This window comes from Arthrobacter sp. 05T47, from assembly GCF_056395825.1.
This window is the reverse complement of the sequence record NZ_JBFTKG010000001.1, coordinates 1-25,488: the sequence shown is the minus strand read 5'-3', so window position 1 is coordinate 25,488 and position 25,488 is coordinate 1. Positions and strand designations below refer to the sequence as shown.

28 protein-coding genes are annotated in these 25,488 nt (G+C 67.6%); 17 read left to right on the top strand and 11 right to left on the bottom strand.

All coding sequences use genetic code 11. From position 1 onward, the window contains the following. Positions 1-6: 6 nt before the first annotated feature. The gene (locus AC1DEY_RS00140) at positions 7-819 is read right to left on the bottom strand and encodes an ABC transporter permease (protein WP_476866223.1); all 813 of its coding nucleotides are present in this window, start codon (positions 817-819) and stop codon (positions 7-9) included. Continuing rightward, positions 816-1,784 (bottom strand): ABC transporter ATP-binding protein, encoded by a 969-nt coding sequence (locus AC1DEY_RS00135; protein ID WP_441408595.1) that lies wholly within the window; start codon positions 1,782-1,784, stop codon positions 816-818. The genes AC1DEY_RS00140 and AC1DEY_RS00135 overlap by 4 nt, the downstream gene beginning before the upstream one ends. Positions 1,785-1,900: 116 nt before the next feature. Between AC1DEY_RS00135 and AC1DEY_RS00130 the strand changes: the two genes are divergently transcribed. The 7 genes from AC1DEY_RS00130 to AC1DEY_RS00100 all read left to right on the top strand — a co-directional run bounded on the left by AC1DEY_RS00130 (position 1,901) and on the right by AC1DEY_RS00100 (position 7,935). Beyond that, complete coding sequence (locus tag AC1DEY_RS00130) at positions 1,901-2,761, top strand: helix-turn-helix transcriptional regulator (protein WP_476866222.1); 861 nt, start codon at positions 1,901-1,903, stop codon at positions 2,759-2,761. Further along, positions 2,761-4,224 (top strand): Fe-S cluster assembly protein SufB, encoded by a 1,464-nt coding sequence (gene sufB, locus AC1DEY_RS00125; protein WP_441408597.1) that lies wholly within the window; start codon positions 2,761-2,763, stop codon positions 4,222-4,224. Before AC1DEY_RS00130 ends, sufB begins: the two co-directional genes overlap by 1 nt. Continuing rightward, positions 4,224-5,510, top strand: a complete 1,287-nt coding sequence (sufD, locus tag AC1DEY_RS00120; RefSeq protein ID WP_476866221.1) for a Fe-S cluster assembly protein SufD — start codon at positions 4,224-4,226, stop codon at positions 5,508-5,510. Before sufB ends, sufD begins: the two co-directional genes overlap by 1 nt. 39 nt (positions 5,511-5,549) lie before the next feature. Continuing rightward, complete coding sequence (locus tag AC1DEY_RS00115; protein ID WP_476866220.1) at positions 5,550-5,909, top strand: non-heme iron oxygenase ferredoxin subunit; 360 nt, start codon at positions 5,550-5,552, stop codon at positions 5,907-5,909. Between the two features lie 89 nt (positions 5,910-5,998). Then, positions 5,999-6,796, top strand: coding sequence for a Fe-S cluster assembly ATPase SufC (sufC, locus tag AC1DEY_RS00110; RefSeq protein WP_476866219.1), 798 nt, complete (start codon positions 5,999-6,001; stop codon positions 6,794-6,796). 13 nt (positions 6,797-6,809) lie between these two features. Beyond that, complete coding sequence (locus AC1DEY_RS00105; protein WP_056434018.1) at positions 6,810-7,142, top strand: metal-sulfur cluster assembly factor; 333 nt, start codon at positions 6,810-6,812, stop codon at positions 7,140-7,142. Positions 7,143-7,335: 193 nt separating this feature from the next. Continuing rightward, positions 7,336-7,935 (top strand): hypothetical protein, encoded by a 600-nt coding sequence (locus AC1DEY_RS00100; RefSeq protein ID WP_476866218.1) that lies wholly within the window; start codon positions 7,336-7,338, stop codon positions 7,933-7,935. A gap of 47 nt (positions 7,936-7,982) precedes the next feature. On the opposite strand, the gene ypfJ is transcribed toward AC1DEY_RS00100, so the two are convergent. After that, complete coding sequence (gene ypfJ / locus AC1DEY_RS00095; RefSeq protein ID WP_476866217.1) at positions 7,983-8,870, bottom strand: KPN_02809 family neutral zinc metallopeptidase; 888 nt, start codon at positions 8,868-8,870, stop codon at positions 7,983-7,985. A gap of 58 nt (positions 8,871-8,928) precedes the next feature. On the opposite strand from ypfJ, the gene AC1DEY_RS00090 reads away from it, so the two are divergent. From AC1DEY_RS00090 to AC1DEY_RS00080, 3 genes are all read left to right on the top strand, one after another. Next, positions 8,929-10,365 carry an AMP-binding protein gene (locus AC1DEY_RS00090; protein ID WP_476866216.1) on the top strand — a complete coding sequence of 479 codons (1,437 nt, stop codon included), beginning with the start codon at positions 8,929-8,931 and terminating at the stop codon, positions 10,363-10,365. A gap of 52 nt (positions 10,366-10,417) precedes the next feature. Then, positions 10,418-11,626, top strand: a complete 1,209-nt coding sequence (locus AC1DEY_RS00085; RefSeq protein WP_476866560.1) for a thiolase family protein — start codon at positions 10,418-10,420, stop codon at positions 11,624-11,626. A 424-nt stretch (positions 11,627-12,050) separates the two neighbouring features. Continuing rightward, a complete protein-coding gene (locus AC1DEY_RS00080) occupies positions 12,051-13,127 on the top strand; it encodes a DNA polymerase IV (RefSeq protein WP_476866215.1) in 1,077 nt (358 codons plus the stop codon). A gap of 53 nt (positions 13,128-13,180) precedes the next feature. Here AC1DEY_RS00080 and AC1DEY_RS00075 read toward each other — a convergent pair whose 3' ends face one another. From AC1DEY_RS00075 to AC1DEY_RS00065, 3 genes are read right to left on the bottom strand one after another with little or no spacing between them, the layout of a single operon-like run. Continuing rightward, the gene (locus AC1DEY_RS00075; protein WP_476866214.1) at positions 13,181-13,813 is read right to left on the bottom strand and encodes an energy-coupling factor transporter transmembrane component T family protein; all 633 of its coding nucleotides are present in this window, start codon (positions 13,811-13,813) and stop codon (positions 13,181-13,183) included. Continuing rightward, positions 13,810-14,634 (bottom strand): energy-coupling factor ABC transporter ATP-binding protein, encoded by an 825-nt coding sequence (locus tag AC1DEY_RS00070; RefSeq protein WP_476866213.1) that lies wholly within the window; start codon positions 14,632-14,634, stop codon positions 13,810-13,812. Before AC1DEY_RS00070 ends, AC1DEY_RS00075 begins: the two co-directional genes overlap by 4 nt. Beyond that, positions 14,631-15,278 (bottom strand): biotin transporter BioY, encoded by a 648-nt coding sequence (locus AC1DEY_RS00065; protein WP_476866212.1) that lies wholly within the window; start codon positions 15,276-15,278, stop codon positions 14,631-14,633. Before AC1DEY_RS00065 ends, AC1DEY_RS00070 begins: the two co-directional genes overlap by 4 nt. A 304-nt stretch (positions 15,279-15,582) precedes the next feature. Between AC1DEY_RS00065 and AC1DEY_RS00060 the strand changes: the two genes are divergently transcribed. Continuing rightward, positions 15,583-17,181, top strand: a complete 1,599-nt coding sequence (locus AC1DEY_RS00060; protein WP_441408609.1) for an ABC-F family ATP-binding cassette domain-containing protein — start codon at positions 15,583-15,585, stop codon at positions 17,179-17,181. Between the two features lie 70 nt (positions 17,182-17,251). Here AC1DEY_RS00060 and AC1DEY_RS00055 read toward each other — a convergent pair whose 3' ends face one another. Genes AC1DEY_RS00055 through AC1DEY_RS00040 form a run of 4 tightly spaced genes read right to left on the bottom strand, consistent with a single transcriptional unit; the run spans position 17,252 to position 19,350 of the window. Continuing rightward, positions 17,252-17,731 (bottom strand): YbaK/EbsC family protein, encoded by a 480-nt coding sequence (locus AC1DEY_RS00055; protein WP_476866211.1) that lies wholly within the window; start codon positions 17,729-17,731, stop codon positions 17,252-17,254. Positions 17,732-17,734: 3 nt separating this feature from the next. After that, entirely contained in the window at positions 17,735-18,613 is an 879-nt protein-coding gene (locus AC1DEY_RS00050; RefSeq protein WP_476866210.1) for an SURF1 family cytochrome oxidase biogenesis protein, read from the bottom strand. Next, a complete protein-coding gene (locus AC1DEY_RS00045; RefSeq protein ID WP_476866209.1) occupies positions 18,614-18,907 on the bottom strand; it encodes a hypothetical protein in 294 nt (97 codons plus the stop codon). Continuing rightward, a complete protein-coding gene (locus tag AC1DEY_RS00040; protein WP_441408613.1) occupies positions 18,904-19,350 on the bottom strand; it encodes a DUF3099 domain-containing protein in 447 nt (148 codons plus the stop codon). Before AC1DEY_RS00040 ends, AC1DEY_RS00045 begins: the two co-directional genes overlap by 4 nt. A gap of 149 nt (positions 19,351-19,499) precedes the next feature. Here AC1DEY_RS00040 and AC1DEY_RS00035 point away from each other — a divergent pair, with 149 nt between their 5' ends. The 3 genes from AC1DEY_RS00035 to AC1DEY_RS00025 all read left to right on the top strand — a co-directional run bounded on the left by AC1DEY_RS00035 (position 19,500) and on the right by AC1DEY_RS00025 (position 21,733). Next, the gene (locus tag AC1DEY_RS00035) at positions 19,500-20,225 is read left to right on the top strand and encodes a beta-ketoacyl-ACP reductase (protein WP_441408614.1); all 726 of its coding nucleotides are present in this window, start codon (positions 19,500-19,502) and stop codon (positions 20,223-20,225) included. 165 nt (positions 20,226-20,390) lie between these two features. Beyond that, entirely contained in the window at positions 20,391-20,810 is a 420-nt protein-coding gene (locus tag AC1DEY_RS00030; protein WP_441408615.1) for an Hsp20/alpha crystallin family protein, read from the top strand. Between the two features lie 146 nt (positions 20,811-20,956). After that, positions 20,957-21,733: an SDR family oxidoreductase gene (locus AC1DEY_RS00025; RefSeq protein WP_476866208.1), complete on the top strand. Its 777-nt coding sequence runs from the start codon at positions 20,957-20,959 to the stop codon at positions 21,731-21,733. A 90-nt stretch (positions 21,734-21,823) separates the two neighbouring features. Here the strand turns inward: AC1DEY_RS00025 and serB are convergent, their stop codons facing one another. Further along, positions 21,824-22,753, bottom strand: a complete 930-nt coding sequence (gene serB, locus AC1DEY_RS00020; RefSeq protein WP_476866207.1) for a phosphoserine phosphatase SerB — start codon at positions 22,751-22,753, stop codon at positions 21,824-21,826. Between the two features lie 132 nt (positions 22,754-22,885). On the opposite strand from serB, the gene AC1DEY_RS00015 reads away from it, so the two are divergent. Genes AC1DEY_RS00015 through AC1DEY_RS00005 form a run of 3 tightly spaced genes read left to right on the top strand, consistent with a single transcriptional unit; the run spans position 22,886 to position 25,341 of the window. Beyond that, positions 22,886-23,671 (top strand): ABC transporter ATP-binding protein, encoded by a 786-nt coding sequence (locus AC1DEY_RS00015; RefSeq protein WP_441408618.1) that lies wholly within the window; start codon positions 22,886-22,888, stop codon positions 23,669-23,671. A gap of 19 nt (positions 23,672-23,690) precedes the next feature. Further along, positions 23,691-24,476 (top strand): sulfite exporter TauE/SafE family protein, encoded by a 786-nt coding sequence (locus AC1DEY_RS00010; RefSeq protein WP_476866206.1) that lies wholly within the window; start codon positions 23,691-23,693, stop codon positions 24,474-24,476. A gap of 49 nt (positions 24,477-24,525) precedes the next feature. After that, positions 24,526-25,341 carry a TrmH family RNA methyltransferase gene (locus AC1DEY_RS00005; protein ID WP_476866205.1) on the top strand — a complete coding sequence of 272 codons (816 nt, stop codon included), beginning with the start codon at positions 24,526-24,528 and terminating at the stop codon, positions 25,339-25,341. Positions 25,342-25,488 lie beyond the last annotated feature (147 nt).

Genomic DNA, 25,488 nt, shown 5'->3' with positions numbered 1-25,488 from the left:
GATTTCTCAATTCCACTTGAACCAACGGATTGCTGCGCCGCCGGCGATCGCCGTCCAGAGCAGCAGGACAAGTACGGCGCCAAGGTTGACGCTGCCGTACAGGAATGCATCCCGCAGCGCCTGGCCCAGCGCGCCGGAGGGGAGGAAATGCACCACAGCCTGCGCCAGCGCCGGGAGCCGCTCGCTCGGGATGACGATCCCGCCCAGCGCCCCGAGGAGGATCCAGAGCAGGTTGGTAATGGCCAGGGTCGCCTCGGGCCGGACCGTCCCGGCGACCAGCAGCCCCAATGCCGTGAAGGCTGCGGCCCCGAGGACCAGTATGGCCAGGCCCGGCAGCCAGCCCGCAGGATTGGGCTGCCAGCCAAGGACAAAAGCCACCGCGGCCACGACGAGCACCTGCAGGAACAGCACGGCCAACACAGCCAGGATCTTCCCTGCGATGAGGCCGGTGCGGCCCAGGGGAGTGGTGGAGAGGAAGCGCAGGACCCCGTAGCGGCGGTCGAAGCCGGTGGCGATGCCCTGCCCAGTGAAGGCGGTGGACATGGCGCACAGGGCCAGGATGCCCGGGACGGCGACGTTGATGCGGCTCGATCCGAGTCCGTCCAGCAGCGGGGTCACGGTCAGGCCGACCATGGCCAGCAGCGGCAGCACGATCGCGAGGATCAGCTGCTCGCCGTTCCGCAGCATGGTGATGGTCTCGTACTGGCCCTGCAGCAGGATGCGGCGCAGCAACGGCGCGGGGGCGCTGCCGTGCTGGGTGCCGGGCGCGCTGCCGCGGCGTGCGCTCTCCAGCGGGGCGCCGCTTGAAACGCTGGTCATCGGATCTCCCTTCCGGAGATGTCCAGGAAGACGTCTTCGAGGCTGCGGGCTTCAAGGCTCAGGGAACTGGGCATGATTCCACGCGCGGCCCACCACCCGGTGATCGCGGCGAGGTCGGCCGGGGTCAGCGCTCCGGTCGCGGCGTAGCTGCCGGCCCGCGCCTCGGTGACGTCGACGCCGTCGGGCAGCACGCCGGTGAAGTCCAGGCCGGGTTCGGTTTCGAAAAGCAGTGTGCGGATGTGCTGCCCGGAGTCGCCGGCGGGCAGCTGGTGCTGGAGGAGCTGGGCGACGGTGCCTTCTGCGACGTTGCGGCCGGCGTCGATGATGTAGACGTAGTCCGCGAGGCGTTGGGCGTCGTCCATGAGGTGTGTCGTCAGGACGATTCCCATGCCGCTGTTGCGCAGTTCTGAGATGAGGTCGAAGACCATTTGCCGCGACTGCGGGTCCAGCCCGGCGCTGGGCTCGTCGAGGAAGAGGACCTCGGGGTTGCCGACCAGCGCCGCGGCCAGGGCAAGGCGCTGCTTCTGCCCGCCGGACAGGCGCCGCACGTTCGTGCGGCTGAAGGTGTCGATCCCGAGGCGTCCGATCAGCTCATCGACGGGCCACGGGTCCTGGTACATGCCGGCGATGTGCCGCAGCAGGGGGATGGGCCGGGCCGACGGCGGGAGGCCGCCGTCCTGGAGCATGACGCCCACGCGGGCACGGAGTCCGGCCCCGGCCGCATCCGGATCCTCGCCCAGCAGGCTGATAGTGCCGGCGGTCCGCTTTTGGAGGCCCTGGGCGCATTCAATGGTGGTGGTCTTGCCGGCGCCGTTGGCGCCGAGCAGGGCCGTGACTTGCCCGCGTTCGGCAATGAGGGACAGGCCGCTGACCACGCGCAGCATCTTGCCGTCGAGAGTGGGCAGTGGACCAACATCCTTGACTAGCCCGCTGATGGTCAGAACGGGGGATTCGGGAGATCGCACCACAGCATTCTACGCGATGTAGTACGGCCTTTCCCCGGCGGGGCGCTGCCGGGGAGGCAAGCCATGCCTTACTGGAACCCGGGAGTAAATTACGACATGATTGTGTTGTGTATTCCATGAGGTCATCCGCGTCCGCAGCCCCGTCCGGGCGCGGCGCCGCACGCGCCGGGTCCCCCCGGGCGCACGTGGCGGCTGTGCCGGACGTTGTGCCCGCAGCCGGCGGCAGCCACACCCACGACGCCGAGGAGCGGACGCGTGACCGCGTCCTCAATGCCGTTCTGGAACATGGACCCATCAGCGCAGCCGAACTCGGCGACCTGCTGGGCTTCACCCCCGCCGCCGTCCGCCGCCACCTCGACCACCTCGCCCGCAGTGGAGTCATTGAGGTCAAACGGGCTGCCCGCGCCGGCGCCGGCGCAGGACGCCCCGCCCGCCGCTATGTCCTGAGCTCCCAGGGCCAGTCGAACCTCGGCAACGACTACCTCGACATCGCCACCGTGGCCCTGCGCCGCCTGGGCGAGGCAGCCGGGCCGGAGGCCGTGCGGCAGTTCGCCGTGGAACGGTTCGCCGATATGGAACGCCGCTACGCACCCGAGATCGAACAGGCCGGACCGGACATCACAGCCCGCGCCCAGGCTCTCTCCGAGGCGCTGAGCCGCGACGGTTTCGTGGCCTCCGCGCAGTCACTTGAAGCCAAGGCGCCGCTTCCGGCCGCGCTGTCCAGCGTCCAGCTCTGCCAGGGGCACTGCCCCATCCAGCACCTGGCGGCGCAGTTCCCCGTCTTCTGCGACGTGGAGACCGAGGTTTTCGCCCGGCTGGTCGGCGTCGATGTGCGCCGGCTGTCCACCCTGGCGCGCGGCGGCCACGTCTGCACCACCCACATACCTACGGGCCGTCCGGCCGCCGTCGGGACTCCTGGTCCCGCAGCCCCGGTCAACCCGGACGAAGTATCCAACCATCTGCAAGAAAGGCCGTGATGACGGACCAACTATCAGAGAAGAAGGTTGCTGACTCTACTGTGATTTCGGAGATTCTGGAAAAGAATCCCGAGCTCCACGGAATCGGCACCTATGAGTACGGCTGGGCCGACAAGAACGACGTCGGGGCCAACGCCCGCCGCGGCATCGATGAAGACGTTGTTCGCGACATTTCGGCCAAGAAGAACGAGCCGGAATGGATGCTGGACCTGCGCCTGAAGGGCCTGAAGTACTTCGACCGCAAGCCCATGCCCACCTGGGGCGCGGACCTGTCCGGCATCGACTTCGACAACATCAAGTACTTCGTGCGCTCCACCGAGAAGCAGGCCGCAACCTGGGAAGACCTCCCCGAGGACATCCGGAACACGTACGAGAAGCTCGGCATCCCGGAAGCCGAGCGCAGCCGCCTCGTCTCCGGCGTCGCCGCCCAGTACGAATCTGAGGTTGTGTACCACCAGATCCGCGAGGACCTGGAAGCCCAGGGCGTCATCTTCCTGGACACCGACACCGCGCTGCGCGAACACCCGGAGATCTTCCAGGAGTACTTCGGCACCATCATCCCGGTGGGTGACAACAAGTTCGCGTCGCTGAACACGGCCGTCTGGTCCGGCGGTTCGTTCGTGTACGTGCCCAAGGGCGTCCACGTGGACATCCCGCTGCAGGCCTACTTCCGCATCAACACCGAAAACATGGGCCAGTTCGAGCGCACGCTGATCATCGCGGACGAGGACTCCTACGTCCACTACATCGAGGGCTGCACCGCGCCGATCTACACCTCGGACTCGCTGCACTCCGCCGTCGTGGAAATCATCGTGAAGAAGGGCGCCCGCGTCCGCTACACGACCATCCAGAACTGGTCCACCAACGTGTACAACCTGGTCACCAAGCGCGCCATCTGCGAAGAGAACGCCACCATGGAATGGATCGATGGCAACATCGGCTCCAAGGTGACCATGAAGTATCCGGCCGTCTACCTCGTGGGCGAAGGCGCCAAGGGCGAGACCCTGTCCATCGCGTTCGCCGGCGAAGGCCAGCACCAGGACACCGGCTCCAAGATGGTCCACATCGCGCCCAACACCAAGAGCTCGATCATCTCCAAGTCCGTGGCCCGCGGCGGCGGCCGCGCCGCCTACCGCGGCCTGGTCCAGGTCCGCGAGGGCGCCAAGCACTCGGCCAACACGGTCCGCTGCGACGCCCTCCTGGTGGACACCATCAGCCGGTCGGACACGTACCCGTACATCGACATCCGCGAGGACGACGTCACGATGGGCCACGAGGCTACGGTCTCGCGGGTCAGCGAAGAGCAGCTGTTCTACCTGATGTCCCGCGGCATGCGCGAAGACGAGGCCATGGCGATGATCGTCCGCGGCTTCATCGAGCCGATTGCCCGCGAACTGCCGATGGAATACGCCCTTGAGCTGAACCGCCTGATTGAACTGCAGATGGAAGGATCGGTCGGTTAATGACTGACATCACTACTGAAAAGGCCCGCATCGGCGCGCCGTCAGCCCAGCCGTTCATCAACGGTTTTACCGAGGAAGGCGAAAGCCTTTCCCCGCTTAACGCCGCGGAATCCAAGTCGCCGCTGGCCGGCGAAGCCGTCAAGCGCCACTCGCACGGCGGCGGCGTCGGTATCCCGGACAGCTCACGCGCCGGCCGGCTGACCTCCTACAAGCTGGCGGACTTCAAGCCGCTGACCGGTATGGAAGAGGACTGGCGGTTCACCCCGCTCAAGCGCCTCCGCGGCCTGCACACCCAGGTCCTCAACGGCGCCGCGCCGTCCGTGAGCGTCACCGCTCCGGACAGCGTCCGGGTCGAGACCGTCGGCCGCGAGGACCGCCGGATCGGCTCCGCAGCCATCCCCGAGGACCGCGTCTCCGCGAACGCCTGGGAGAACTTCACCGAAGCCACCGTCATCACCGTGCCCTCCGAGGTACAGGTCGACGGCGAGGTCAGCGTCCTGCTGACCGGCCAGGGCACCGAGGCTTCCGCGCAGCACGTCGTGATCGTCGCGGAAAAGTTCTCCAAGTCCGTGGTGGTCCTGGACCACCAGGGCACCGCCGTCGTCTCGGAAAACATCGAAATCCTGGTCGAGGACGGCGCGCAGCTGACCGTCATTTCGCTCCAGGAATGGAACGACGACGCCGTGCACGCGTCCTCCCAGCAGGCCAAGCTCGGCCGTGACGCGAAGTTCAAGCACATCGTCGTCAGCCTCGGCGGCGACCTTGTGCGCGTCACCCCGTCGGCACGCTTCACCGCTCCAGGCGCCGAAGTGGAACTGTTCGGCCTGTACTTCGCCGACGCCGGCCAGCACCTGGAGCAGCGCCTGTTCGTGGACCACGCCGTGGCCAACTGCAAGTCCAACGTCCTGTACAAGGGCGCCCTGCAGGGCCGCAACGCGCACACCGTCTGGGTGGGTGACGTCCTGATCCGCAAGGAGGCAGAAGGCACCGACACCTACGAGGCCAACCGCAACCTGGTCCTGACCGACGGCGCCCGCGCGGATTCCGTGCCGAACCTCGAGATCGAGACCGGCCTGATTGCCGGCGCCGGACACGCCAGCGCCACCGGTCGTTTCGATGACCAGCACCTGTTCTACCTGATGGCCCGTGGCATCCCGGAAAAGGTGGCCCGCCGTCTGGTGGTCCGCGGCTTCCTCAACGAGATCATCCAGAAGATCAATGTCCCGGCCATCGAAGAGCGCCTCACGGAAGCCGTCGAGCGCGAACTCGCGGCAACTGACAACTAGTGCCCAACACTAAAGAACACGGGAACACGGAACACATCAATGACTGAACAGCCAAAGGGCGAGCTAGTCTGCAACGCCAGCGAGATCCAGGTCAAGCAGGCGCTGCGGATCCTGATCGACGACTACCCCGTAGCGATCGTGAAGGACTCGATGGGGGAGATCCACGCCATCGGAGACACCTGCTCGCACGCGGACATCTCCCTCTCCGAAGGAGAAATTGAAGGCTGCAAGATCGAATGCTGGGGCCACGGTTCCCAGTTCGACCTGCGCAGCGGCGAGCCGCTCCAGCTGCCAGCCTATGATCCCGTTCCCGTGTTCGCCGTGACCGTCCAGGACGACGAGGTCTATGTTGACTTCACCAACGTCCTGAACGGCGCCGAGGCCCCAAACTTCAGCTAGCTGCCTGCAGCCGGCAACCCGCATAAAAAAACTTATCGCCAAGAAAACGCACAGTGCCGGAGGGCACCGTGCAGAGGAGAACAAGACATATGTCGACTCTTGAGATCAAGGACCTGCACGTCAGCATTGACACCGAGCAGGGCACGAAGGAAATCCTGAAGGGCGTCAGCCTGACCATCCGGACCGGCGAGACGCACGCCATCATGGGTCCGAACGGTTCCGGCAAGTCCACCCTGGCTTCCACGATTGCCGGGCACCCGCGCTACAACGTCACCTCCGGCACCATCACGCTCGACGGCGAAGACGTCCTGGCGATGACCGTCGACGAGCGCGCCCGCGCCGGCCTGTTCCTGGCCATGCAGTACCCGGTGGAGGTGCCGGGTGTGAGCATGACCAACTTCCTGCGCACCGCCAAGACCGCGATCGACGGCGAAGCCCCCAAACTGCGCACCTGGACCAAGGACGTCAAGGAGGCCATGGCGCAGCTGCGCATCGACGCCGACTTCACCCAGCGCAACGTCAACGAGGGCTTCTCCGGCGGCGAGAAGAAGCGCGTCGAAATCCTCCAGCTGGAGCTCTTCAAGCCGAAGTTCGCCGTCCTGGACGAGACCGACTCCGGCCTGGACGTCGACGCGCTGAAGGTTGTCTCCGAGGGCGTCAACCGCGCCCACGCCGGTGGCAACATGGGTACCCTGCTCATCACGCACTACACCCGGATCCTGCGCTACATCAAGCCGGACTTCGTGCACGTGTTCGTCGACGGCCAGGTTGTTGAAGAGGGCGGCCCGGAGCTCGCCGACCGCCTCGAAGAAGAAGGCTACGACCGCTACGCCACCGGCGCAGGGGCAGCCACCATCGCTGCCGCTTCGGCTGCAGCCCAGGCATAGTTAGGAGTCCGCCATGACCGAACTCAATGTGGCCCGCACGGGCCTCGAGGACGTGGAGGAGGCGCTCAAGGATGTGATCGACCCGGAACTCGGGGTCAACATCGTTGACTTGGGCCTGCTCTACGGCCTGAAGTACTCGGACGACGACGGCGCCCTGCTGATCGACATGACGCTCACCACCGCCGCCTGCCCGCTGACCGATGTCATCGAGGAGCAGGTCGGCAAGGCCCTGGACGGAGTCGTCGACGAATGGCGGCTCAACTGGGTGTGGATGCCGCCATGGGGTCCGGAACGGATCACCGAGGACGGCCGCGACCAGATGCGCGCGCTGGGCTTCAACATCTAGATCCCCGCGCACAGCTCCGCACCAAGGGCCCAGGCCCGGGTTGTGAACGACGACGGCGGCCCCACCTCACCGAGGCGGGGCCGCCGTCGTCGTACACCCGCCGTTCCCATATTGCCGCGGCGGTGGTCTGATAAAGACAAAGAGTCCACCACGCTTCGCAACCCGGCCCACAGCCGACAGGAGGCACACCGCAATGGATGACACCCCAGCGCCGCGGCCCGCCGCCGCCGTCGGGGATTACGTGGTGGTCGAGGACAGCGGCGAGTTTTCCTACTACCGTTCCAGGGAAGACCTCCTGGCCGACTTCGAATACGTCGGCGAGGCTCCCTGCATCATTGACCGCGGCGCCACCACGTACCGGCTCGAGCTGGACGAACACCGCCACCTGCGCCTGGGCCCACCCCTGGGATCGGTGGAATTGCACTGGCTCCGCCAGGCCTTGGCCGACGCCCGCGAAGTGCATCCCGAGGGGCACCGGCTGCAGCGCGCCGACACCGTCGGACTCGCCGGGCTCGTGGCCGGACTGTTCGAGACACTCCAGCTGGAACGCGGAACGGACGCAGAGCTGGGGCTGTGGGGCCTGGACATCGACGGCCTTGCGACGCGGCGCAACGCACTGGCCGACGTCGACCACCTCCTGGCCGGGAACAACCGGCTGGACACAGTCCGGGTGACCGACCCGTTCGGTCACCAGTACCGCCCCGTCTGGCACCCGAAACACCGGCACCTGGGCCACGCCGGATTCCTCAGCTACGTCGAAGTCCCGGTCCGGAGCAGGCCGCCACGCGGGTGAGGGCAGGGGGACAGGATGCGGCTGCCGCGGTCAGGGGTTTGCCGAGGTTAGGGGTTTGCCACCGCAAACGTGTCGCACTTGTTGATGTCCCCGGTCTTGTAGCCCTGGTAGAACCACTTCTGCCGCTGGGCACTTGACCCGTGGGTCCAGGCCTCCGGTGAGACGCGGCCCGTGGCGGCCTTTTGGATGCGGTCGTCGCCCACGGCCGAGGCGGCCGACAGAGCATCCTGGATGTCCCGGTCCGTGAACGGTTCGAGGTAGGGCTGGCCGGTCTTGGGGTCCGGCTGCGTCGTTGCATAGTGCGCCCACAGCCCCGCGTAGCAGTCGGCCTGGAGCTCGACCCGGACCGCCCCGGAACCCGGTCCTTGGGGATCCTGCTGAGCCCGGTCGAGGTTGCCCAGAAGGTTCTGGACGTGGTGACCGAATTCGTGGGCCACCACATACTCCTGTGCCAGCGGCCCGCCGGAGGAGCCAAACCGGTCGACGAGTTCCTGGAAGAAGCCGGGATCGAAGTATGCCGTGGTGTCGACGGGGCAATAGAACGGCCCCACATCGGAGGTCGCAGCGCCGCAGCCGGTGTTGGTTGCACGGGCGAAGATCACCGCCTTCGGCCGCGGGTATTTGGTGTTGTACTGCGCCAGATATGCCGGCCAGAACGCGTTCAGGCTGTTGACCGTGCCGGTGATCCTGCAGTCGAGCCGGGCGTCGGCGTCGGCGCCGGTCCGGCAGGCGGGGGCAGAGCCTTGGCTCTGTGACTGGGGGTCCTGGACGGTGCCGGCCAGCCCCTCGAGCAGCTGCGGATTGATGCCAAAGAGGGCTGCCAGCAGCAGGATGATGCCGCCGCCGATCCCGCCGCCGATCATGGGGCCGCGGCCCATCCCGCGGCGGTCCTGGACCTGTGACGGATCCAGCGGGGCGTTGTCGTTGAAGCTCATGCTGTCACAATATCCCGCACGGGCCGCGGCGGCGCCGGGCAACGGTAAAGTTGGTTTGATGCCTTTTCTCGACAGACTCCAGCGCTGGGCCGATGACCGTCCCGACGAGACCGCCGTCGTCGTGGCCGGAGAGCACCTGAGCTGGTCCGGCCTGCGGGACCAGGCAGCGGCGCTGGTACCTGCGGCGCCGGCCGTCACTGTGATGTCCGAACACAATTCCGTCCGCTTCGCCGTAGCGTTCACGGCCGCCGTCGCCGGGGAGCGGCAGTGCGCCGTGTTGGATCCGGCCTGGCCGCAGCAGATGCAGGACAACATCGCCGCCCGCATCGCCGGGACGGAACCGGAGCCAGCGGCAGCGCCGGACCCGGCCACGCCGGCGCTCCAGCCGGCTCGGGGGACCGAGCTGGTGGACGGCCCGCCGGAGACCTCGTTCCTGATCGGCCTGACTTCCGGGACCACCTCGGTCCCCAAGGCGTTCACCCGGTCGCGGCGGTCCTGGCAGGAATCCTTCGACGCCTCCATTGAATTCTTCGGGCTGACGCAGGAGGACAAGTCCCTGGCCCCCGGCCCGCTCGCGGCAAGCCTGAACCTCTACGCCCTCGCCGAATGCCTGTACGCCGGGGCCGAATTCCACACCCTGGAGCACTTCGACGTCGGCGCCGCCCACGCGGCGGTGAGCCACGACGGCATCACGCGCCTGGTGCTGGTCCCCACCATGCTCCGGCTGCTCAGCGAACGCGGCCTGGCCGGCGGGGTCGATGCCTCCGGCATTCGCAGCATCATCTGCGCCGGGTCCAAACTGGACGCCCGCACACTGGAGGCGGCCCGGCGCTGGGCGCCCAATGCCACCATTTTCGAGTACTACGGCGCCTCCGAGCTCAGCTTCGTCTCCGGCGCGGGACTGCGTCCGGGCCAGCCCGTGGAGCCGGGCGGGACCGGCATCGGGAAGCCGTTTCCCGGCGTCGACATCCGCATCCTGGACGATCACGGGGCCGGGCTCCCGGACGGCAAGGACGGCAACATCTGCGTCCGCAGCGGCATGGTCAGTAACGGCTATCTCTGGGGTGACGACGGCCAGGCCCTGCGCTGTTTCGACGGCTGGTACACCGTGGGAGACCAGGGGTTCCTCTCCGGAGGGACCCTGCACATGCTGGGCCGCCGCTCCGACATGATCATCACGGCCGGCACCAACGTCTACCCGCACGAAATCGAAATGGCCCTGGCATCCGTCCCCGGCGTCGCCGCCGCCGTGGCTGCCGGGATGACCGACGACGTTCGCGGCCAGCGCGTCGTGGCCGGCGTCGTCCTCTCGCACGGTGCGCTCACCGCCACCCAGCTCCGGTCCGGGATCGACGACGTGCTGGCACGCAACAAGCGCCCCCTTGAGTACTTCGCGCTGGCAGAACTGCCCCTGACAGACCGCGGCAAGATCAGCCGCCAGCTGCTGCTCGACTGGGTGGCCGGGAACGATCCCAGGATCCGGCGCCTTGGCTGAGCGGCACGGAGACGCCCGACCGTCCTCAGCCAGGCCATCCCCACCCGGCCTGCTGTTCCCCGGGCTGTTGCCGGATGACCGGCAGCCGGTGATCATCGCGGCGCGGCGGACGCCGCTTTGCCGGGCCAACGGTGCCCTCAAGAACCTGCGCGCCCACGAACTCCTTGCCCCAGTGCTTCGCAGCCTGCTTGCCGACGTGGGCGCGGGTACCGGCCGCGCCGGGGGCGCCGCACCGGAGTCCGTTACCGACGTCGTGATCGGCAACGCCGTGGGGGGCGGCGGGAACGTGGCCCGGCTCGCGGCGCTGGAGGCCGGCCTGCCCGTCACCGTTCCGGGCGTTACAGTGGACCGGCAATGCGGCTCCGGCCTGGACGCGATCGTCCTGGCCTCGAGGCTGGTCGCGGCCGGCGGCGGTGGCCTCTATCTCGCAGGCGGCGTGGAGAGCATCAGCACGGCACCGCTGCGGGCCCACCGCAACGAAGACGGCAGCCCGGACTACTACACCCGGGCCCAATTCGTGCCGCTGAGCCTGGGCGATCCCGACATGGGCGTGGCGGCTGAGAACGTCGCCGCCCACTTCGGCATCAGCCGGGAACGCCAGGACGCCTTCGCGCTCCGCAGCCACCAACGTGCGCTGGCCGCTGCCGCCGCCGGGCGGTTCGACGCCGAAATCGTGCCGCTCGCTGCGGATTCCGGAGCGGCCACGGCAGCCGACGACGGTCCGAGGCCGAGCCTTGGTCCCGCCCTGATGGCCCGGTTCCCGTCCGTATTTGCCAGCGGGGGCACGGTGACGGCAGGCAACTCGTGCTTCGACGCTGACGGCGCGGCCGCCGTCGTCGTCACGTCCATGGAACGGGCCCGGCAGCTGGGCGCTGCGGACGGGCTGCTGGTGCTCGCAACCGACACGGCCGGGGTGGCGCCGCAGCTCCTGGGCATCGGCGCGGCCGCAGCCGCCGAACGGCTCCTCACGGCCCACGGCGTGACGGCGGCGGATATGGGCCTGGTGGAATTCAACGAGGCCTTCGCCTCCCAGACCCTCGCCTGCTTTGACCAGTTGGGCATCGACCCGGAACAGGCGAACCTCGACGGCGGCGCCCTTGCCCTGGGTCACGCCTATGGAGCCTCGGGCGCGGTGCTGGTCACAAGGCTGCTGGCCCAGGCGCGCAGGTCCCCGGAGCCGGGCCAGCTTGCCCTCGCCATGATCAGCATCGCAGGGGGAATGGGCACGGCCGCGCTGATGGGGTACACCCGCCTCACCTGACCCGCCCGGCGGGACATGCCCATTCTTTACCGCAAGCAGCGGACATATGGGGCACATGTCCAGTGGCTGCGGCCGGGCGAGGACATGCCCACTTCCCTTACGGGACATGCTCTGCCCTGGCTCCTGTGATGGGACATGTCCACTTCCCGTTGGGAGACATGCCCTGCCTTGGCTCCTGTGATGGGACATGCTCATTCTTCGCTGTAACCATTGGACATGTGGGGCATATGTCCAGTGGTTGCGGCCACGCGAGGGCATGTCCGGTGGACGACCCCGGCGGGACAGCTGCTCGGCGGCCAACCTGATCGGGACATGTCCCTTCCTTGGCGCGAAGGGTGAGCACTGCGGGTATATGTCCAGTGGTTGCGGCCACGGGAGGGCATGCCCGGATGCTTGCCAGGGATGTTTAGGGCACACTGGTGCCGTGAGCGGAATCCAGTGGGTGCTGCACGTCGATCTCGACCAGTTCATTGCGGCGGTCGAAGTGCTCCGGCGGCCGGAGCTCGCGGGCAAGCCAATCATTGTCGGCGGCCGGGGCGACCCCACGGAACGAGCCGTGGTGTCGACAGCATCCTACGAAGCCAGGGCATTCGGCGTGGGTTCCGGAATGCCCCTACGCATCGCGGCCAGGAAAGTGCCTGACGCCGTGATCCTGCCCGTCGATCACGACGCTTACCTCGCGGCGTCCGAGGCGGTGATGGCTACCCTGCGCGCTCAGCCCGGCGCCACCGTGCAGGTCCTGGGGTGGGATGAAGCCTTCGTAGGCACTGAGACAGAGAATCCGGAAGCCTATGCCAGGCAGGTGCAGGCCGCCGTCCTGGAGCGAACGCAGTTGCATTGCAGCGTGGGCATCGGCGATACCTTGGTCCGGGCCAAGGTCGCCACCGGTTTCGGCAAGCCGGCCGGCGTTTTCCGGCTCACTGCCGGTAATTGGCTGGACGTCATGGGCAATCGCCCCACCAAGGACCTCTGGGGCGTCGGAACCAAGGTGTCGGGCCGGCTGGCCAAGCTTGGGATCAACACAGTCGCCGAGCTCGCCGCGTCCGACCCCCCCCAAGTCCTGGTCCCGGAGTTCGGCCCCAGGATGGGTCCTTGGTATGCGGAGCTCGGACGTGGGGACGGAGCCAGCGTCGTGGACGACACCCCGTGGGTTGCCCGCGGGCACAGCCGGGAGACCACCTTCCAGCGGGACCTGACCGAGCCAGCCCAGGTGGACGACGCCGTGAGGGAGCTGACTGCGCGTGTCCTCGAGGATGTTGTGGCCGAAGGGCGGCCCGTGGTTGGGCTGACCCTCAAGGTTCGATACGCGCCGTTTTTCACCACGACCCATGCGAGGAAGATTCCCCAGACATTCGACCGGAGCGAAATCCTCGCGCGGACACTGGACCTCGCAACTGGAATCGAAGCGGGCCGGCCAATCCGGCTCCTGGGCCTGAGGGCCGAAATGGCAATGCCCGACGACGCCCGAAAGGGACACACGCCGACGCGCGGCGGTTGGTGACGGCGTCGCATGCCCAATGCCTGGACTCCGAAGCCAGGCCAGGGCACTGAGGGCTAGTCCTCCGGGTCCTCCGCTTCGCCCAGCCCACGGGCGGCCAGCGCTTCACCGGTCTGCCGGGCAAAGGCCACCGTAGTGATGAAGACCGGAATCACAAGTGCCCGCGGGTTGCGCTCGAGTCCGCGGGCCCGGGCAGAGTCGCGCACGTCCGCATAGGCCCCGGCCACGAACGGGATGCTGCGGAGCATGATGGCAATGGTCAGTGCGAAACGTTCCGGATCCGCCCCGACCCGCCGGAAGGGCCGGGCTAGGGAGGCAACGCCGTCAAGCAGCGCCTGCACGGGGGTGGTGGCGGTCAGAATTGATGCCGCGACAACGCAGACGAGGACGTTCAGCACGATCCGCGCGGCGGTCGGGGCGCCGAGCTGCCACCACTGGAAGAGGCCGATGGCCAGCAGGACCGGCAGGACCGGCTTCACCGCGCGAAGCAGACGGGCGGGACCTGCCCCGCTGAGCAGGAACAGCCCGCACAACAGCACCAGCACGACGGCGGACACAGCCCAGTCGGCGATCAGGAACGAAGCCATTCCGCAGCCAACGACCAGCAAGAATTTCAGCCACAGCGGCGTTCGGTGGATCACGGACGAGCCCGGCGCGTACGTGGCCAGGAGGAAACCGTGGCTGCTCACGACTGCTCCAGCCGGGTCTGCTCCGCCACGGTCCGCTCACCCGCAAGCCCGTCCCGCCCGTCCCGGGTGGCACCGGGCACGCCGAGCCCGGCACCGGGCCCGCCCCCAGCTTTGGGCAGGCCTGCGGCGCTCAGGGTGCGGTAGTGCGCGACGGCGGCGGCCGGTTCGCCGTCGAACACGACCTTGCCGGCGTCCACCACCAGCACCCGGTCCATATCCCCGGCGAGCTCGAGGTCGTGGGTGGAGAGAATGACCTGCTGGCGCAGTCCTGCCAGGGTGCGTCGCAGCAGTTCGCGGTTGCGGAGGTCCAGCAGCGTGGACGGCTCGTCCAGGACCAGCACGTCCGGGCCCACGGCGAGGACCGCGGCCAGCGCCAGGAGTTGGCGTTCGCCGCCGGAGAGCTCGTAGATGCTCTGGTCCGCCAGCGGCAGCAGGCCGAACCGATCCAGGACAGATTCGGCGTGGGCCCGGCGCTGCGCGGCGTTGCGGATGGAGCGCCGCAGGGACAGTTCCACGTCCTCGCGTCCCGTGGGCATCACGAGCTGGGAGAGCGGATCCGTGAAGACAAAGCCCACACGGCGGCGGACCTCCCGCACCGCGCGGACGGTATCGGCGCCGTCGACTGCCACCGTGCCATCGCTCGGTGCCACGAGCCCGTTGAGGAGCCGCAGGAGGGTGGACTTGCCTGAGCCGTTGGCCCCGATCACCCCGATCCGGAGTTCGGTGAGGTCCAGCGACAGTTCCTGGAGCAGTGTCTTGGGTGCGGGCCGGCCGTCAACCGGCACGCGCACGGTTACCCTGTCCAGGACGATGTTGCTCACGGGCGGGTGTCGGCCGTCCGGACGCGGCGCAGCAGCAGATCCGGGAAGGCTTTGTGCAGTGCAAGGGCGACGCTGACGGCCAGGACGTTCTTGATGATGTCGCCGGGGTAGAACGCGAGGTCGGCGATGAAGGCCTTCGAGAAGTCCAGCTTGGCGTTGACCATCATGCCCAGGATGCCGAGGCCGTGGATGAAGATGATGCTGCTGACCATCGCGGCGGCGAACAGGAGGACTGAGCGCAGTTTTCCTGTTCGGTTGGCGGTGCGTGCGAGCACGACGGCGGCCAGCCACCCTACGGCCGTGGCGGCCAGCAGGAACCCGATGATGTAGCCGGCGGAGGGTCCGGCGAGGACGCCCAGCCCGCTGCGGCCGCCGCTGAAGATCGGCAGTCCCGCGAAGCCCAGGAGCAGGTAGAGGCCGACGGCGGCGAAGGCCCGGCCCGCGCCCAGCGCCAGGCCCGTGAGCATGACCGCGAGGGTCTGCAGCGTGATGGGTACGCCGAGCCCGCCGACAGGAATGGCGGCGATCAGCGCGGAGGCGGCCACGAGGGCGGCAAAGACGGCGATGAGGCCAAGATCGGTGGCATTCCAGCGGACCCGGCGGCGCGGGGTCTTGGCTGTGTCGGGATGGCGGGTCTGGGTCATGGTGTTCCTGTCAGATGCTGCGGCGGAAATGGGAATCTTGATATTGACTGTACGGTCGCGGCGAATCGGGTTTTTTGTAGGCGCCCCACTAACCGGCGGGCCCATTGCTGGAGGGCGCCGCCAATGATGGCTGCCCCGCAGCCCCCGCCCGGCACTAACCGGCACCGGCGGAGCCCATGTCAGGGAGCCGGGGCCGTGCCGGTAGACTTGTAGAGGCCGTGCTCTCGCACCGCCCTGTCCCGGCTCCGCCCAGACTCCACCCGTCGTGCCGCGGCATTCCCTGTTGTGAAAGGCCTTAGCTGCATTGATTACCGTCCAGGATCTCGAACTGCGCGCCGGCGCCCGCCTCCTCATGGACCAGGTGAGCTTCCGGATCGACAAGGGAGACAAGATCGGCCTGGTCGGCCGTAACGGTGCAGGCAAGACAACGCTGACCCGGGTGCTCGCGGGCGAGGGCCTGCCCGCCGCGGGCAAGGTAACCCGCACCGGCGAAATCGGCTACCTGCCGCAGGATCCGCGCACCCCTGACATGGAGCAGCTCGCGCGGGACCGGATCCTGTCCGTCCGCGGCCTGGACATTGCAGTGGGCAAGCTCCGCGTCGCGCATGAAGAGATGGCCAGCGAGGACGCCGCGGTCCAGCAGAAGGCAATGAACCGCTATGACCGGCTGGAATCCGAGTTCCTGGCGGCTGGCGGCTATGCGGCCGAAGCCGAGGCGGCGGCGATCTGCTCGAACCTTGCCCTGCCGGACCGGCTGCTGAACCAGCCGCTGAAGACCCTCTCCGGTGGTCAGCGGCGCCGCGTGGAGCTCGCGCGCATCCTGTACTCGGATGCCGAGACCATGCTCCTCGATGAGCCCACCAACCACCTCGACGCCGACTCCATTTCCTGGCTCCGCGAGTTCCTCAAGAACCACCAGGGCGGGCTGATCGTGATCAGCCACGACACCGAACTGCTCGAAGCGACGGTGAACAAGGTCTTCCTCCTGGACCCCAACCGCGCGCAGATCGACTTCTACAACATGGACTGGAAGCGCTACCTCACCCAGCGCGAAACGGACGAGCGTGCCCGCAAGCGGGAGCGCGCCAACGCGGAGAAGAAGGCACAGGTCCTCATCGACCAGGCCAACAAGATGCGGGCCAAGGCCACCAAGGCAGTCGCCGCGCAGAACATGGCCAAGCGTGCCGAGCGTTTGCTCGGCGGCCTCGAAGCCGTCCGCGCGCACGACAAGGTAGCCGCCCTGCGCTTCCCGGATCCCTCACCCTGCGGCAAGACCCCGCTGACGGCGGACGGCCTCAGCAAGTCCTACGGCTCGCTCGAGATCTTCACCGACGTCGACCTCGCGATCGACCGCGGTTCCAAGGTGGTCATCCTGGGCCTCAACGGTGCCGGCAAGACCACGCTCCTGCGGATGCTCGCCGGCGTCGACAAACCGGACACCGGCGAAGTGGTGGCCGGCCACGGACTGAAGGTGGGCTACTACGCCCAGGAGCATGAAACGCTCGACGTCGACCGCACCGTCCTGCAGAACATGCGTTCCTCCGCCCCCGACATGAACGACGCGGAAGTCCGCAACATCCTGGGCTCGTTCCTGTTCTCCGGCGACGACGTCGACAAGCCCGCCGGGGTCCTGTCCGGCGGTGAGAAGACCCGCCTGGCGCTGGCCACCATTGTGGCCTCGAGCGCGAACGTGCTGCTCCTGGACGAGCCCACCAACAACCTCGACCCCGCCAGCCGCGCCGAAATCCTCGGCGCCCTGAGCAACTACACCGGCGCCGTCGTCCTGGTCAGCCACGATGAAGGTGCCGTCGAGGCGCTGAACCCGGAGCGCGTCGTGCTGCTGCCCGATGGCATCGAGGACCACTGGAACGAAGATTACCTGGACCTGATCACGCTGGCGTAACCAATCCAACTGACTCGCACTTGAGGCCGTTTTCAGTGCTCAAAACGGCCCCTGCTGCGAGTCAGTTGGGTTAGCGGACCCGCATCTCTTCCGCGTCCGTGATCCGGTGCAGGTCTTCGTAGCCGATGGAGAACATCGAATTGTGGTCGCCTGCGCCTGCCCAGAGCACCGGGTGGGCTGCCAGTGACGCGTCCAGCAGAGTCCGGATTTTCTCCGGATGGCCAACCGGGGCCACGCCGCCCACGTCCTGGCCGGTGTGTTCCAGGACGAATTCGGGGGAGGCCCGGCGGATTCTCCCGCCGCCCAGTTGCTCAGCGACCTTGTGGACGTCTACTTTGGCCGCGCCGCTGGCCAGGATGAGCAGCGGCGTGCCCTCGTGGTCGAAGATGAGGCTGTTGGTGATCGCGGCGACGTCGCAGCCCAGCGTGGCGGCCGCCGCGGCAGCCGTCGGTACTTTCGAATCGAACACCGTCACGGTGTCCGCGACGCCCAGTGAGGTGAGGGCGCGCTTGACGTTCGCCACAGACCCGGGCAAGGAATCAGTGCTCACTGCTCAGAACCCCTGGGCGTCGAGGATGGCGTCTTCCTCTTCTTCCGCGGTCGCGTTCTTGCGCTTGCGGGGAGCGGGACGGCGCCGCACGGCCGGGCCGCTGGAGTGCAGGAACACGCCCTCTGCGGCGTCAGCCTCGGCGTCCTCCGCATCGATCGCGGCGTTCCTGGCCTGCTGCCGGGCCGCATAACCGAACCCGACGAACATCAGGATGCCGAATGCGAACCACTGCAGCGAATAGGAAAGATGCGTGCCTTCGTCAGTGGAGGGTTTGGGGAACGGGAACGGCATGTCCAGGACCGACGGTGACTCTGAGGCCAGCTGGCCGTAGGCTCCCGTGAGCAGCGGATAGCCCAGCTGGGTGGAATAAGTGGCGAGGTCGATCGAGGCCAGCTGCCCCTCCGGGGCGCCGCGCTGCAGCTCGGGTTCGGCCGGCTTGAGCCGGGCGACGACTGTGACCGGGCCCTGCGGCGGCGCAGGAACCGAGTCCGGCCGGCCTGGGGTGTTGTTGCCGATGGGCAGCCAGCCGCGGTCAACCACGACGGTTTCGCCGGATTCGAGCTTGAACGGAACCACCACCTCATAGCCGGGCTGGCCGTTGAGCGGGCGGTTGCGGACGATGCGCTGGCCGGCGACGTCGTAGCTGCCTTTGAGCTCCACCTGGGTCCACTCGCGCTCCGGATTCAGCCGGCTGAACTGGTCGCGGACATCGGCGAACGGCACGGGCGTTGCAGAGTAGTTGGAAACCACCCTGTTGATTTCGGCCAGCGTCTCGGCGCGCCGGTCCATCTGCCACCGGCCCAGTCCGACGCAGCCCGCGGCGAAGATCGCGGCCAGCAACAAATACCCCAGCCATTTACTGGAGAAGAGAAAGCGGTACATTCAGCCGATCCTGCCTGACGGGTCGAGGGGGACTGCGTCTTGGTCGATGGGGGCGGCGTCCTCAGCGAAGGCCACCGTCTCCTTCCATAGCCCGCGCGTCTGGAGGTAGTCCTCAAGCCAGGCACGGTGCTCACCACATGCCAGCCAGATCTTGCGCCGCTCCGGGGTGTGGATCTTGGGGTTGTTCCACAGCAGCTGCCACTCCGCCGCCGTGCGGCAGGCCTTCCGGGAGCAGACGGTGCCGGGGCCTGCGGGGGTGTCCCCGCCGCCCCCGGCCAGGTCAAAGAGGTTCATGAAGCTGCCCGTCCGTGGTCGTCGTCGTCGTTTTCATCATCGATCAGCTCGCCTTGCAGCAGCGTCCCCGAGGCGTCATCGCCGGCGTAGGGTTCGGCCGGCCCGGCGGGAGCCGGCGCATCCAGCTCTGCGAGCGGAGCGTAGTCCAGAAGGGAGTCACTGTGGATTTCCGCTTTGTCGCTGCCGTTGGCGATCACCACGGCCACCCACGGCAGGAAGACGGCCCCCAGCACCGGAATGAGCCTGAACCAGCCATCCACGGCAAATATCAGGATGAGGCAGACCATGCGGATGCCCATGGCGACGGCGTACTTGACCATCCGCTGGTGCATCTCGTCCGAATGCGCAGCAGCGGCGTCTGTGATGCTGTGCACCTCGGTACCGCCGGACTCGGCGTCCGGCCTCCCGGGCACAGGGGCACCGGGTCGGTTTTTGAGTGTCACGGCTGTCAGATCACGCTCCCAAGGCTTACTCCAATTCTCTCACCATCGGCGGAGCCGCCCAAACGCATGCGAACCGGGCGCTAAGATCGGAGGCAGGAAAAATCCAGCCCCCAGCGCGGCCTCCCTGCCGCAGAATCCCGGAGCCCCATATGTCTGAAACACCCACCACCGGCCGCAGCGTTCTGATCACCGGCGGAAACCGGGGGATCGGCCTGGCCATTGCCGAGTCCTTCCTGGCCAACGGCGACAAGGTGGCGGTGACCTTCCGCAGCGAGTCTTCACTGCCCGAGGGCATCCTCGGCGTCAAGGCGGACGTCACAGACGAGGCTTCGGTGGACGCCGCGTTCGCGGAAGTCGAAGCCGCCCACGGTCCCGTCGAAGTACTCGTCGCCAACGCCGGCATCACGAAGGACACCCTGCTGATGCGGATGAGCGAGGACGACTTCACCTCGGTGATCGACACCAACCTCACGGGCGCCTTCCGGGTCATCAAGCGCGCGTCCAAGGGCATGATCCGTGCCCGCAAGGGCCGCGTGGTGCTGATCTCCTCTGTCTCCGGCCTGTACGGCGCGCCGGGCCAGATCAACTACTCGGCCTCCAAGGCGGGCCTGGTGGGCATCGCCCGTTCGCTCACCCGCGAGCTCGGCGGCCGCGGGATCACCGCGAACGTGGTCGCGCCCGGCTTCATCAACACAGACATGACGGCCGAGCTGCCCGAGGCCACGCAGAAGGACTACCTGACCAAGGTCCCGGCCGGCCGCTTCGCCGAGGCCTCCGAGGTCGCCAACGTGGTTCGCTGGGTCGCCAGCGACGAGGCGTCCTACATCTCCGGTGCGGTCATCCCGGTCGACGGCGGCCTGGGAATGGGCCACTAGCTCCGAATACAGCGGACGACGGCGGTATCCGCCGTCGTCCGCTGTCCTCTTTGCCGTCCTCTTCGCTGGGCCTTTTTGCCCTTGGCACCGGGACTCCGGGAGCGTCTAATGGGCTCACAGCCCCAGCCCATGCCATGGCAGGGGCGTGGACGCAGGAGGAAAATCATGAGTGATCTCAGCAAGTGGACGCCCTCGGACATGCTGGAACCGGTCCGCCGCTTCCTCGATGGTGATCTGTCCATAGCGCCCGGGATCAAAATCGAACAGTTCCAGGAGGGCAGCACGCTGGTGGTCCGGGCGGAGGTGCCCGGGATCGACCCCGACCAGGACGTTGACGTCTCGGTCAGCGAGGGCATGCTGCACATCGCGGTGCAGCGGGAGGAAAAGTCCGAGCACAAGAGCAAGGCCGGTTACCGTTCCGAGTTCCGCTACGGCCGGTCCGTCCGCAGCATTGCGCTGCCGCAAGGGGCCAAGGAAGAAGACATCACGGCCACGTACAAGGACGGCGTGCTGGAGGTCCGTGCACCGGCTCCCGAGGTAGTCACAGGGGAAACGACGACGAAGATCAGGATCGACCGCAGCTGACCCTGCCATCAGCGGGTTCCGGTCGCCTCGGGAACTACGCTGTCTGGGCTTCTTTGTGGACGCTCAACAACTGTAAAGGCACGATCCGCTGGCATGATGGATTGCAGACCCACAGTGTTTGGACGTTTGGAACAAAAGGAGCTCGTATGGGACTGCTGGACAACAAGACTGCGATCGTGACCGGTTCGTCGCGCGGAATCGGCGCAGACATCGCCAAGATCCTCGCCGGCGAAGGCGCGGCCGTCGTCGTGAACTACCGCCAGAAGGCGCCGCGCGCCAACAAGGTCGTCGCGGAGATCGAAGCCGACGGCGGCCGTGCGGCTGCCGTCGGGGCGGACCTCACCACCCAGGAAGGCGTCCAGGCCCTCGCCAGCGCCGCCATGGAGAACTTCGGCTCGCTCGACCTGCTGGTCCTCAACGCCTCCGGCGGCATGGAGACCGGAATGGAGGAGGGCTACGCGCTGAAGCTGAACCGTGACGCCCAGGTGAACATGCTCAACGCCGCCGTGGCGCTCATGCCTGAAGGCTCCCGCGTGGTCTTCGTGACCAGCCACCAGGCCCACTTCATCGGCACGGTTCCCACCATGCCCGAGTACGAGCCCGTCGCCCGCAGCAAGCGTGCCGGCGAGGACGCGCTGCGTGAACTCGTGCCGGCCCTGGCGGAAAAGGGCATCTCGCTCGTCGTCGTCTCCGGTGACATGATCGAGGGCACCGTCACGGCCACTTTGCTTGACCGGTCCAACCCCGGCGCCATCGAGGCCCGACGCGCCGAGGCAGGCAAGCTGTACTCGGTCAAGGAGTTCGCCGCGGAGGTCGCCAAGATGGCTACCGCCGACGTCGAGACCGGCCACACCGAATACGTTGGCGGCGCCGATTATTTCGGTAGGGCCGCAGACACGGCTGCCGGCACCGGCTCCAACTAGTAGCGCAGGCCCCCGGGCCGACCGAGATGGCACGTCGCGGCAATGTTTTTCGCAAACATTGCCGCGACGTGCCATCTCGCGGTTAACGCCTCAGACCCCCGCGATGTACCGCACGGCGTCTAGGTAGGGCAGGCTGATGGCGGCGTCAGCGGCCGCGCGGACGGCCGGCTTCGCGTTGAAGGCGACGCCGATGCCGGCGGCGCCGAGCATGTCGAGGTCGTTGGCGCCGTCACCGACGGCGATCGTGTGCTCCATCGGGATACCCTCGGCAGCGGCCCACTCGCGCAGGTACTTCTCCTTGGCCGCCCGGTCGATGACGTCGCCGAGGACCTTGCCGGTCAGGGCGCCGTCGACGATTTCGAGTTCGTTGGCGATCCAGTAGTCCAGCCCCAGGTCTTCGGCGATCGGCCGCAGGATCTGGTTGAACCCGCCGGACACCACGGCCACGGCATGGCCGGCGGCCCGGAACGCCGCCACCAGTTCGGCGGCGCCCTCGGTCAGCCGGACCTCGGCGCGGACGGAATCGACGACGTCGGCCGGCAGCCCCGCGAGGACGGCCACCCGGGCGTGCAGGCTCTGGGCGAAGTCCAGTTCCCCGCGCATGGCCGCCTCGGTCACCGCCGTGACTTCCTCGCGCTTGCCGGCATAGGCGGCCAGGAGTTCGATGACTTCCTGCTGGATGAGGGTGGAATCCACGTCCATGATGAGGAACTTCCGGGGCGCATTGCGCAGTGCCGCGGGAACCAGGGCCGTGTCCACGCCGTCGATCCCTGAGGCAGCCAGCGTGCGGCGCGCGCCTGTCAGGGAAGCAGCCAGTGAAGCGTCTGTTGTGCCGTCCAGTAAGCCGTCCTGTGAGCCATCCACTGTGCAGTCCGCCGCGTACACCTCGAAGCGGGCGTTTCCGGTGCGGTTTTCGGCCCCGACGCCCAGCCCCGCGGCGGTCAGGAGCGAACGCAGCCGCTGGATGTCGGGAAGGGAAAGTTTCAGGCCATAGCTGACTGCGGTCACGTTCGAACTCATGGCCTCAATCCTAGCGAGCACGCGCTGGACGACCCGAATTCGTTGCGCCCCGGCCGCCGCCGCGTGACGCTCCACGGCAGCCCGCAGCGCCGGTTATCAGTCCTCCGCTTTTTTGTCCTAGTGTCTACTCCTATGAGTGATGTTCTTGAAATGGCCGGCGTCAGCGTTGTACGTGGGGCTAAAACCCTCCTGGACAAGGTCGATTGGCAGGTCAAGGAAGGCGAACGCTGGGTAATCCTCGGACCCAACGGCGCCGGCAAGACCACTCTCCTCCAACTGGCAGGCGCCCGGATCCACCCGACGTCCGGAGTGGCGGGCATCCTTGAGGAAGTCCTCGGTTCCGTCGACGTGTTCGAGCTCCGGCCCCGGATCGGACTGTCCTCGGCCGCGCTGGCCAGCCAGATCCCCGAGCAGGAAAAGGTCCTCAACGTCGTCGTCACCGCCGCCTACGGTGTGACCGGCCGCTGGCGCGAAGGCTACGAGAAGAACGACGAGCGGCGCGCCTTCGGCCTGTTGAACGAGTGGGGCATCGGCCCGCTGCTCAACCGCCACTTCGCATCGCTGTCCGAGGGGGAGCGCAAACGCGTCCAGATCGCCCGCGCCCTCATGACCGATCCTGAGCTGCTGCTCCTTGATGAGCCGGCCGCCGGTCTGGACCTGGGCGGGCGCGAGGACCTGGTCCAGCGCCTGAGCGAGCTCGCCCGCGACGACGCCGCCCCGGCGATCGTGCTGGTCACCCACCACCTGGAGGAAGTGCCGCCGGGCTTCACGCACGCGATGCTCATGCGCGACGGCGGAGTGGTGGCGTCGGGTCCGCTGCCGGAGGTCCTCACGGCCGAAAACCTGAGCGAAACGTTCGGCCTGCCGCTGGACGTCACCGTCAACGCAGGCCGGTACACCGCCACCGCCAGCCGCTGACCGGGGCCGCTGACCACGCGTGGAGCTCCTCAACAGCGCCTTCATTTTCTTCGCCGGGCTGTGGGCGGGAACCATCAACAGCGTTGTCGGATCCGGCACCCTGGTCACGTTCCCTGTACTGATCGCCCTCGGCTATCCCCCCGTCACGGCCTCCATCAGCAACGCGATGGGGCTTGTGGCCGGCAATGCCACCGGCGCCTGGGGCTACCGGAGGGAGCTCGCCGGCCGCGGCAGGCAGCTGCTCCGGCTCCTCCCGGCCTCACTGCTGGGCGGCATCACGGGTGCCTACCTACTGCTTCATCTGCCGGAGAAGGTCTTCTACTACGCCGCTCCCGTACTGATCGTGCTTGCCCTGCTGATGGTGGTCTTCCAGCCGCGGCTCCAGCGTTGGGTGAAGGCCCGCGAGGAAAACCCGAGGCACGCCATCCGGGACCGGCGCCACGGCGTCCTGCTCGTGGTGCTGGTGTACCTGGCCGGCGTCTATGGAGGGTACTTCGTCGCCGCCCAGGGCATCCTGCTGGTGGGGATCCTGGGCATTTTCATGACCGGGACCATCCAGAACGCCAACGCGATGAAGAACATCCTGGTCCTGGGGGTGAACGTGATCGCCGCCGGCTCCTACCTCCTGTTCGCATTCGACCGGATCGACTGGGGAGTGGTCGGCCTGATCGCCGTGAGCTCCCTGATCGGCGGCATCATTGGCTCCAAGGTAGGCCGCCGGCTCTCCCCGGTGGTCCTGCGCGGGGTCATCTTCACCCTGGGCCTTGTGGCACTGGGATTCATGATCGCCAACCTGTTCAAATAGCCCCGCCTCTAGCCCCCGACCGTTCAAAGCGCCCCGAAATGACCTGCCCGTGACCTTTCACTTTCTTGAATCCGCCGACGACCCGCGGGTTTCCGACTACACCCAGCTCACGGACGTGCACCTGCGCAAACTCCGGGAACCGGCCGAGGGCCTGTACATCGCCGAATCCTCCCGCGTCCTGCGCCGGGCGCTGGCGGCGGGGCACCGGCCGCGGTCCTTCTTCCTCGCCGAGAAGTGGGCCGAGGACCTGGCGGATGTCTTCGAGCAGTACCCCGAGGTCCCGGCCTATGTCGGTTCCGCGGCGTTGCTGGAGGAAATTACCGGATTCCACCTGCACCGCGGCGCCATGGCCGCCATGCACCGGCCCGCCCCGGTGCCGCTGGCGGAACTGCTCGCCGGAGCCCGCCGGGTGGCCGTGCTGGAAGACATCGTGGACCACACGAACGTCGGGGCCATTTTCCGCTCCGCGGCTGCGCTCGGCGTTGACGCCGTCCTGGTTTCGCCGCGCTGCGGGGATCCGCTCTACCGCCGCAGCGTGCGGGTCAGCATGGGCACCGTTTTCCAGGTCCCCTGGGCACGGCTCGAGGACTGGACCGCAGGCCTGGCTGCGCTTCAGGGGGAGGGCTTCACCGTGGCGGCCATGGAGCTCACGGATGACGCCGTCGACCTCGACGAACTCGCTGCCCGCCAGCCGGAACGGCTGGCCCTGGTGCTGGGCACGGAGGGCGCGGGCATGAGCGCGGCAACCCTGGCCGCCGTCGACCTCGCCGTCAAGATCCCGATGCGCCCGGGCGTCGATTCGCTCAACGTCGCCGCGGCGTCGGCGGTTGCGTTCTGGGAACTCCGCCCAAGGGATTCTCAATGATGTTGTCAACGGATTTTTGGACGGTGCCCCCCGTTCTCCCGGCCGCGTGACAGAGAGAGAACTCGGGAGCTTGTGGGTCTTTTGCCCGGGTAAGGCCGCCGGTCCTGCCCGGGCAGTTCGCAAGGTGGGGTGCGCATGACCCAGAAG

Excerpts from the sequence above, each read along its gene's own strand:
- AC1DEY_RS00090 (WP_476866216.1), top strand. The coding sequence starts at position 8,929 with ATGCCTTTTCTCGACAGACTCCAGCGCTGGGCCGATGACCGTCCCGAC.
- AC1DEY_RS00035 (WP_441408614.1), top strand. The coding sequence starts at position 19,500 with ATGTCTGAAACACCCACCACCGGCCGCAGCGTTCTGATCACCGGCGGA.
- sufB (WP_441408597.1), top strand. The coding sequence starts at position 2,761 with ATGACGGACCAACTATCAGAGAAGAAGGTTGCTGACTCTACTGTGATT.
- AC1DEY_RS00130 (WP_476866222.1), top strand. The coding sequence starts at position 1,901 with ATGAGGTCATCCGCGTCCGCAGCCCCGTCCGGGCGCGGCGCCGCACGC.
- serB (WP_476866207.1), bottom strand. The coding sequence starts at position 22,753 with ATGAGTTCGAACGTGACCGCAGTCAGCTATGGCCTGAAACTTTCCCTT.
- ypfJ (WP_476866217.1), bottom strand. The coding sequence starts at position 8,870 with ATGAGCTTCAACGACAACGCCCCGCTGGATCCGTCACAGGTCCAGGAC.
- sufD (WP_476866221.1), top strand. The coding sequence starts at position 4,224 with ATGACTGACATCACTACTGAAAAGGCCCGCATCGGCGCGCCGTCAGCC.
- AC1DEY_RS00015 (WP_441408618.1), top strand. The coding sequence starts at position 22,886 with ATGAGTGATGTTCTTGAAATGGCCGGCGTCAGCGTTGTACGTGGGGCT.
- AC1DEY_RS00115 (WP_476866220.1), top strand. The coding sequence starts at position 5,550 with ATGACTGAACAGCCAAAGGGCGAGCTAGTCTGCAACGCCAGCGAGATC.
- AC1DEY_RS00050 (WP_476866210.1), bottom strand. The coding sequence starts at position 18,613 with ATGTACCGCTTTCTCTTCTCCAGTAAATGGCTGGGGTATTTGTTGCTG.
- AC1DEY_RS00105 (WP_056434018.1), top strand. The coding sequence starts at position 6,810 with ATGACCGAACTCAATGTGGCCCGCACGGGCCTCGAGGACGTGGAGGAG.
- AC1DEY_RS00025 (WP_476866208.1), top strand. The coding sequence starts at position 20,957 with ATGGGACTGCTGGACAACAAGACTGCGATCGTGACCGGTTCGTCGCGC.
- AC1DEY_RS00100 (WP_476866218.1), top strand. The coding sequence starts at position 7,336 with ATGGATGACACCCCAGCGCCGCGGCCCGCCGCCGCCGTCGGGGATTAC.
- AC1DEY_RS00065 (WP_476866212.1), bottom strand. The coding sequence starts at position 15,278 with ATGACCCAGACCCGCCATCCCGACACAGCCAAGACCCCGCGCCGCCGG.
- AC1DEY_RS00045 (WP_476866209.1), bottom strand. The coding sequence starts at position 18,907 with ATGAACCTCTTTGACCTGGCCGGGGGCGGCGGGGACACCCCCGCAGGC.
- sufC (WP_476866219.1), top strand. The coding sequence starts at position 5,999 with ATGTCGACTCTTGAGATCAAGGACCTGCACGTCAGCATTGACACCGAG.
- AC1DEY_RS00030 (WP_441408615.1), top strand. The coding sequence starts at position 20,391 with ATGAGTGATCTCAGCAAGTGGACGCCCTCGGACATGCTGGAACCGGTC.
- AC1DEY_RS00140 (WP_476866223.1), bottom strand. The coding sequence starts at position 819 with ATGACCAGCGTTTCAAGCGGCGCCCCGCTGGAGAGCGCACGCCGCGGC.